Origin of the sequence: Hydrogenophaga intermedia (genome assembly GCF_000723405.1) — a bacterium.
Taxonomy (GTDB): Bacteria; Pseudomonadota; Gammaproteobacteria; order Burkholderiales; family Burkholderiaceae_C; genus Hydrogenophaga; species Hydrogenophaga intermedia.
The window spans coordinates 1-8,247 of sequence record NZ_CCAE010000093.1 but is presented as its reverse complement, the minus strand read 5'-3'; the positions used below and the strand labels follow the sequence as shown (position 1 = coordinate 8,247).

Below are 8,247 nucleotides of genomic sequence, written 5' to 3'. Positions count from 1 at the left end.
CGAGGGGCGGGCCGTGCGACGGCGGCGGCAGGGCGTGCCGCCGCGCGGCCACCGGCGTCTGCCGCGCTGGCGCGAAGACGGTGTCGGCCACGGGGGCCGAAGGGACCGAGCCCGGCATGGGCAACGGCATCGGCGTGGAGCCGACCGCGCACAGCTGGGCGCAAGCGGCCAGGTGATCGGCGTCGATCGCATCGAGCGCGAGCGCCTCACGGATCTCGGCCGGCAGAGCGGCCGTGGCTTCACGCGCGTTCGTGGGGTCGCCGCACCAGGCGGCCATCGTCCCGGAGGGCTGCGCCATCAGGGCGGCGTGCGCCACCGGCAGGCACAACTGCGCGAACCAGGCCAGCAGGGCCAGGGTCCAGGTCAGGCGCAGTCGATGACGAAAAGAAAGGGTCCGCACGGGCGCGCATTGTAGGCAGCGCGCCCGGCGGAGAGGGCGGAGAGGGGCCGGATCAGCCCACGCGCAGCGGCACGAACAGCGTGGCGCCGTCGCGCATGAGCTGCAGCGCGATGGACTGCTTCGCCTGGCGCGCCTCGGCCTTCACCTCGTCGACCGTGTTCACCGGCTTGCCGTTGATGCCGACAAGCAGGTCGCCGGCCTGCACGCCCGCGAGTTCGGCGGCGCCCGTCACGTCCTCGATCACCAGGCCCTGGCGCGCGCCGCTGGCGCGCCGCTCGGGCTCGCTCAGGGGCCGCAGCATCAGGCCGAGCTTGTGTTCGCTGCCGGCGGCACCGTCGCCCTTGGCGGACGCCGTGCGCGAGTCGGCGGCGCTGGCGAGTTCCACCGAGGTCTTGGCCTCGCGCCCGTCGCGCCAGTAGCCGATCTCCACGCGCTCGCCGGGCGCCGCCTGGCCCACCAGCAGAGGCAGGTCGGCGATGCGCTCCACCGGGTCCTTGCCCACGCGCAGGATCACGTCGCCCGAGCGCAGGCCGGCCTTGTCGGCGGGGCTGCCGGGCTCCACCTGGGCCACCAGCGCGCCGCGTGGCGCGTCCAGGCCGAAGGACTCGGCCAGCGGCTGGTTCACGTCCTGCGCCGCCACGCCCAGGCGCGCATGCTGCGCCTGTCCGGTCTTCACGATCTGGTCCTTCACCTTCAGGGCCACGTCGATCGGGATGGAGAAGGCCAACCCCTGGTAGCCGCCGGTGTGGCTGAAGATCTGCGAGTTGATGCCCACGACTTGCCCCTTGGCGTTGAACAGCGGGCCGCCGGAGTTGCCGGGGTTGATGGCCGCGTCGGTCTGGATGAAGGGCACGTAGCTTTCGTCGGGCAGCGAGCGGCCCTTGGCGCTCACGACGCCCACGGTGGCGGTGTTCTCGAAGCCGTACGGCGAGCCGATGGCCAGCACCCAGTCGCCCACGCGCAGGTCCTTCTCGGAGCCCAGCGGCACGGTGGGCAGGTCCTTGGCCTCGATCTTGAGCACGGCCACGTCGGTCATCGGGTCGGTGCCCAGCACGCGGGCCTGGAACTCGCGCCGGTCGGGCAGCTTCACCGTCACGCGCGAGGCGCCGTCGACCACGTGCGCGTTGGTGAGGATCACGCCGTCCTTGTCGACGATGAAACCCGAGCCCTGGCCGCGCACGATGTCGTTGCGCGGCGCTTCGCCCCCGTCGGGGAACGGGAAGGGGAAGCCGAAGGGGCTGATGCCCTGGCGCGGGCCCTCACCCTGCAAGCCCACGCGGCGTGTGCCGCTGACGGAGATGTTGACCACCGCCGCGCCATTGGCCTGCGCGATGGCGGCGAAGTCGACCTGGCCGGCGCCGGGCGCCGTGACCGGGGCTGCGGTGCGCACGAAGGCGGTGGGGGTGGCGGCGGGCGCGGTGCCGGGTTCGGCCTGACGCGACAGGCCCCAGCCCACGGTCAGGCCGCCCACGGCGCCTGACACGAGCATGGCCGCCACCAGTGGCAGCAGGCGATGGCGCAGATAGCGTGTGTTCGTGGCCATGGTCAGGCTCTCCCCCCATCCAGACGCACCATCAGCAGCGCATCACCCGCCTGGCGCAGCGCCGACAGCGCCGACCACGGGTGGTGCAGCCGCAGGTGGAAGGCCGCTTCCTCCAGCAGGGACCAGGCCGCCATCGACGAGCCCGCCTGGTCGCGCAACAGCGAGCGCGCGTGCTCGATGCGGTGCGCGGCCTGCGCGTCGTGGTCGCAGTAGATGGCGACCATGGCGTCGCGCACGTCGTCGAGCAGCGGCGCGAGGTCGGTGGCGGGCAGGCCTGGTGCGAGCGGGCGGTGGTGGCCGGCCGCGTGGATCAGGGAATCGATGCCGGTGACCGACGAGGGCAGTGGGTTCTGTTGCATGACAACTCCAGTGGCTGGGGCCGGTGCGGTGGCGGGATTGCCACGGTGCCGGCGTGGAGGTGAGCATGGGCGCGCGAGGTTGCGGGCGGGCTACCTCGGGCGGCGGCCATGTTTCGTCTGAAACGGACTTCAGCGCGCGACGATGCCGCGCCAGCCGCCGCCGATGAGGCTGGCCAGGTCGAACAGCACGCCGGGCAGGGCCAGGCCGCCGGGCGCGGCCAGGTAGCGCGGCTGCCACACCGGGTCGAACTTGGCCTTGTAGGCCCGCAGGCCCTGAAAGTTGTAGAAGTGCTCGCCGTTGTGAAAGAGCGCCGTGCCCATGCGGTGCCACAGCGGCGCCAGCGGGTGCGTCTCCAGCCCCGCCAGCGGCGCCATGCCGAGGTTGAAGCGCTCGAAGCCTTGCGCCGCGCCCCAGCGCATGGCCTCCACGAAGAGGTAGTCCATGACGCCACCGGGCGCCTGCGGCGTGTGGCGCATGAGGTCGACGGACAGTTCGGCGCGGCCGTTGCCGGTCCACAGGTTGGCGAAGGCCACCAGCTCGTCGCCGCGCCACACCAGGGCGTGCGGGAAGTGGCGCAGGTAGGCCCCGTCGAAGCGGCCGAGCGAGAAGCCCTTCTCGCGCGTGGACTTGCTCTGCAGCCAGGCGTCGGACACGGCCTTCAGGCGCGGCAGCTCGGCGTCCACCCGCGCCGCGTCGATCACCTCGCAGCGCAGGCCCTCGCGCTCGGCCTTGCGGTGGGCGCGGCGCAGGTTGGCGCGCGCCGGGCCCTCCAGGCTGAAGCCGGCCAGCGGCACGATGGCCTCCTCGCCGAGCTTGGTGGCGGCCAGGCCCATGTCCAGGTAGAGCGGCAGCCGGTGCGCTTCCACCTGGTAGAAGGCCGCGCGCGCGCCGTGGCGGTCGGCCATTTCCAGCAGTTGCCAGGCCAGGCGGTCACCCTCGGGCGCGGCGCCCACCGGGTCGCCCATGGCGATCCAGCTGCCGCCCTGCACCTGGTACATCACGAAGGCCAGGCCCTCGGGGTCGATCAGCAGGCGCTTGTCGCCCAGCAGGGCCAGGGCCGCGTCGGTGCGCGGGGCCTCGGCCACCAGCCGGCGGGCCGCCTTCAGGTCGGTGGCGGAGGGCGCCGCGCGGCCCGGCGGGCGGGGCTGCACCGCCTGCCACAGGGCCAGCGTGGCGCAGGCCACCGCCACCAGCAGCGTGGCGCGCAGGTAGCGCGGCGCGTCGGCGCGCAGCGCCACGTGCCACCACAGGTCGTTGCGGTACTCCACGTGCCGGTAGCTGAACAGGCCCACCCACACGCTGGCCAGCACCACCGCGCCAATGCCCAGCCAGGCCGCGGGGCCCAGGTCGGTCGGTTCCCAGCGCGCGGGGCGGTGGAAGGCCGCGCGCCCCGCGTGCAGCACGCCCACCGTCAGCAGCGCGATGGCGGCTTCCTCCACGTCCAGCCCCTTCACCAGCGAAGCCGCCGCGCCCGCGAGCAGCAGCAGCATCGCGAGCCGGTGCGCCGCCGCCACGCGGCGCAGCAGCGCCTGCGACAGCACCAGCAGCGCCAGGCCGATGAGGCTGCCCGCGAGGTGCGAGACCTCCAGCAGCGGCAAGGGCATCACGCCGCCCAGCCAGTGCAGCCTTTCGCCGCGCGCGGGCAGGCTGCCCGAGACCAGCAGCACCGCGCCGGCCGTGAACACCATGGCGCTGCCCACCCAGGGTGCCACCCAGACCACCGCGGGCTGCGCGCGCCGCGCCAGGCGCCACCAGCGCCGCCCGTGCGCGCGCAGCAACATGGTGCTGGCGATCAGCGCCGTCAGCGCCAGGGGCAACAGGTAGTAGATGGCGCGGTACGCGAGGGCCGCGGTCAGCAGGTCCTGCGCGTTCGCCTGCGGCAGGCCGGCCAGCAGCACCGCCTCGAACACGCCCAGCCCGCCAGGCACGTGGCTGGCGATGCCCACCAGCGCGGCCAGCACGAACAGGCCCAGGAAGGCCGGCCAGTCCACCGTGCCGGCGGGCAGCAGGCTCCACAACACCAGGGAGGCGGCCGACAGGTCGACCACGGCCAGCGCGAGCGAGGCCGCGCCGGCCGCGGGCCGTGGCCGCGGGTAGGGCCACCAGGGCAGGGGTTCACCCGGGCGCGCGCGGGCCAGCCAGGCCAAGCCGGCCAGGGGCAGCGCGGCCAGCAGCAGGCCGGCCCCATGGCCCAGCACCGCCGGCAGGCCCAGCGCCGCCAGCAGCGTCGGTGCCGTCAGGGTCAGCGCCAGGCCGCCGCAGAACAGCAGGCCCATGGCCAGCCCCAGGGCGCCCAGCCCCATGACGGTGGCCACCTCGGCGGCCGACAGGCCCCAGGCGCCGTACAGGCGCAGGCGCACCGCACCGCCGCTGACCAGGGCGAAGCCCAGGTTGTGCCCCACGGCCGTGGCCATGAAGGCTGTGGCGGCCACGCGACGCGCCGGCAGCGGGCGGGCGATCAGGCGCAGGGCCAGCGCGTCCTGCCCCGCCAGCGCGGCGTAGCTGACGGCGGTGGCCAGCAGCGCGGCCAGCAGCGCCGTGGCGGGTAGGGCCGCGAGGGCGCGACGCACGTCGGCCGGGCGCAGGTGAGCGAGCTCGCGGTGCAGCCACCACAGCGCCAGCGCGAGCAGGATCAGGCTGGCCAGACTGAGCAGCCAGCGCCAGGGCCAGGCCCGCCAGCGGGCCAGTGTGGCGAGGGTCGGTCGGGGCCAGGGACGGGGTGTCATCGGCGGCGGGTGGAGCGGGTGTGCCGCCATGCTGCGGTAAAGGCGGCGCCGGGTGTGCATACCTGACCACGGCGGCTCATCAAAAGACGGATGAAAAAAGGCGGGCCACGAGGGCCCGCCAAGGGGGCAAACGGCACGGGCCCGTCCGGCCGGCCGTCTGTACAGGCAACAGGGCTTACTGCGCGGGCCTGGTGGCCTTGTCACCGGCCTTCGCGGCCGGTTGGTGGGCGGTCTGCTTCATCGCGTGGTCCTTTTTCTTGGCCGCGTGTTGCTTCTCGGTCTTTTTGGTGGCGTGCTTGTCGTGGTCTTTCTTCGCCATCTTGTCGGTGGCCGGCGCGGGGGTGGTCGGCATGGCGGCGGTCGCCGGCATCGGCGGCGCCGGTGGCTTGAGCGCGCCGCTGGAGGTGCCCTGCGCCCAGGCACTGGCGCCCAGCGCGAGGATGGCGGCGGCGATGAGGGTGTTGCGCGTGTTCAGCATGAAAACTCCGTGGTCGCAGTGGGCTTGTGTCGCGGTCGATGCTGCGTGTCGTCGACCACGGGGCGGATCGTGGCGGCGCTCGTGCATCGCGGCGTGTCACCGCCCGGGGGGCGGCATTTCACTTGCAATGTGGCGCCAGATCGGCGCCGGATCAGCGCGGGGCGTGCAGCAGGCGCTGCAGCACGGCGTCCAGCTCGGCCCAGTCCAGCGGCTTGGCCAGCACCGCCTGCACACCGGCGGCACTGGCGCGGGCGCCGAAGTCGGTGCCGCCGTAGGCCGTGGCGATGAGGGCCACCACGCCGGGCGACAGGCGCCGGCAGCGCTCGATCAGCTCCAGCCCGCTCAGGCGCGGCATGGCCTGGTCGCTCAACACGGCGGCGAACAGCGACGGCTCGGCCTCGAAGGCCCGCCAGGCCCGCTCGGCGTCGCTGAAGCCGCGCGGCTCGAAGCCGCGCTCGGCCAGGTGCTCCTCCAGCAAGGCCACCAGCGCGGGCTCGTCGTCCACCACCATCACCACCTCACCCTGGCCCGACCACGCGGTGGCCTCGCCGGGCGCCGGGTGCGCGGCGGCGGGTTCGGGCAGCGGCAGGTGCAGGGTGATGGCCGTGCCTTCGCTCGGTGCGGTGCGCAGTTCGATCGCGCCGTGCGCGTCGCGCACCGCCGCGTGCACCACGGCCAGGCCCAGGCCAGTGCCGCCCTGCGCGCCGCGTGTGCTGTAGAAGGGCTCCAGCAGGCGCGGCAGGTGCGCCGGCTCGATGCCGGGGCCGTCGTCCTCCACCAGCAGGCCCAGCCAGCGGCCCGGGCGCAGGCTGCCTTGCCACAGCACGCGCGGGCCCTCCACGGTTTCGGTGAACAGGCGCGCGCGCAGCGTGCCGCGTTCGCCCACGGCCTGTACTGCATTGCGCATGAGGTTGAGTGCGGCCTCGAAGAAGGCCACGCCATCGCCCACCAGCTCCTGGTCGTCGGCGTCGAGATCGAGCCGCGCGTCCACGCCCTCGGGCACGTCCTGCACGGCCAGGGTCCAGGCCTCCTGCACCAGCGCGCGCGGGCGGTAAGGCTGGCGCAGGCCCTGGCCGGTGCGGCCGAAGGCCATCATGCGCGCCACCAGGGTCTTGCCGCGCTCGCCCGCGCTGAGCATGTGCTGCACGTGGCCGGCCAGGGCACTGCCCTCGGGCGCCAGGGCGCGCGCGCGTTCGCCGAAACCCAGAATGGCCGCGAGCACGTTGTTGAAGTCGTGCGCCACGCCGCCGGCCAGCGCGCCCAGGGCCTCGAACTGGCGCGCGCGCTGCAACTGTTCGTCGAGTCGGCGCGCGGCTTCCGACACCGCCACCTCGTCTGATACGTCATAGGCCGTGCCGGCCAGCAGCAACAACTGCCCCTGCGCGTCACGCAGGCCCTGGCCGCGCAGGCGCACGTGGCGCGGCGGCTCGCCCGGCGGCGTCACGCGCAGGGTGACGGAGAAGTCGCGCGTGCGCTCGCGCACGTGGGCGTCGATCGCCTCGCGCAGGCGGCGGCGGTCGTCCTGGCTCACGCGCTCGGGCCAGGACAGGGCGTGCGTGGCCGGCGGCGCACTGGCGCTGGCGTCGAAGCCCAGCAGCTCGCGCATGCGCGGCGAGAGGTAGTGGCGCTCGCTCGCCGGGTCCCATTCCCACAGGCCCTCGCGCGCGGCGGCGAAGGCGCGCGCGGCGCGTTCGCGCTGGCGCTGCAGGTCGCGCTGGCTGTGCTCGCGCCAGCGCTGCTCGCGCGCGTGGCGCAGGCTCAGCACGGTGGTGACCAGCAGCGCGGCCAGCGCGAAGCCGCCCACCAGCCAGGCCTGCAGGCGCCAGTCGGCCAGCACCACGTGCGTGTCGCGCGAGAGCACCACCGCCAGCGGCGCGCGCTGCATCGCGTGGCCGGCCAGCAGCAGGCCGTGGGTCTGGCCGTCGTCGCCGGGCGCGTCCACGATCTGGGTCCACGCGGCCACGCCGGTGGGCGGGCGCAGCGTGCCGGCTCGCTGGGGCCAGCCGCTGGACGGCTCGGACTCGAGCAGCGGTGTGCCGTCGGTGCGCAACACGCGCAGGCGCGCGTCGGGCGCGGGCCGTCGCCGGTCGAAGCCGCCCAGCAGAAGGGCTGTGTCGGCCGCCACCACGATCACGCCGTGGTGGCGCCCATCGGGCGAGTACCAGGGCATGGACAGCGGGATCCAGGGTGTGCGGTGTCCGGGCCAGGTGGTCGGCGCGCCGATGTGGGCCGAGCCCGGGGCAGCGCCTGCCGCGCTGTGAAAGTAATCGGCGCGGTCGTGCGCCGGCTCGTCCAGCGAGCCATCGGCCGCCTGCAGCACGCGGGCGCGGGCGTCCAGCAGCAGCATCTGGCGCGCCGCCGGCAGCGCGGCGGCGCGCGCGCGCAGCACCGCGGCGGCCACCGGGGTGTCGGGGGTCCAGGCGCCGCCCGCGATCTCCTCGGCCGTGGCCTGCATGGCGGTCTGCGCCGCCGCCAGCGCGCTGTCGGCCTGGTCGGCCAGGGCGCTGGAGAGGGCCGCGAGCATGCGTTCCTCGCTGTCCAGCAACTGCTGGCGCAACGTGGCCAGGCCCACGCCCAGGCCGGCCACCAGGCAGGCGGCGATCAGCAGCGGCAGGATCACCGCGCGGTCGAGCAGCAGCTCGCGCCAGCGCGGCGCGCGCGCGGCGGCGGCGGCGCCGGCGGCGCCGTCGTCGAGCGAGAGTTCGCTGATCGGGGTGGGGGCTTGTTCGGGGGCCATGGG

Annotated in this window: 6 protein-coding genes; all 6 read right to left on the bottom strand. The window is 74.7% G+C overall.

What is annotated here, in order from left to right; all coding sequences use genetic code 11:
• Nucleotides 1-400 (bottom strand): hypothetical protein (locus tag BN948_RS24950; RefSeq protein WP_035624699.1); only part of this gene is annotated, 400 nt, incomplete at its 3' end.
• 52 nt (nt 401-452) lie between these two features.
• Nucleotides 453-1,943, bottom strand: a complete 1,491-nt coding sequence (locus BN948_RS24945) for a Do family serine endopeptidase (RefSeq protein WP_009516360.1) — start codon at nt 1,941-1,943, stop codon at nt 453-455.
• Nucleotides 1,944-1,945: 2 nt separating this feature from the next.
• Nucleotides 1,946-2,302: a hypothetical protein gene (locus BN948_RS24940; protein WP_009516359.1), complete on the bottom strand. Its 357-nt coding sequence runs from the start codon at nt 2,300-2,302 to the stop codon at nt 1,946-1,948.
• 129 nt (nt 2,303-2,431) lie between these two features.
• The gene (gene mprF / locus BN948_RS24935; RefSeq protein ID WP_009516358.1) at nt 2,432-5,029 is read right to left on the bottom strand and encodes a bifunctional lysylphosphatidylglycerol flippase/synthetase MprF; all 2,598 of its coding nucleotides are present in this window, start codon (nt 5,027-5,029) and stop codon (nt 2,432-2,434) included.
• Between the two features lie 175 nt (nt 5,030-5,204).
• Entirely contained in the window at nt 5,205-5,507 is a 303-nt protein-coding gene (locus BN948_RS24930; protein WP_009516357.1) for a hypothetical protein, read from the bottom strand.
• Between the two features lie 151 nt (nt 5,508-5,658).
• Nucleotides 5,659-8,247 (bottom strand): ATP-binding protein (locus BN948_RS24925; RefSeq protein WP_035624696.1); only part of this gene is annotated, 2,589 nt, incomplete at its 5' end.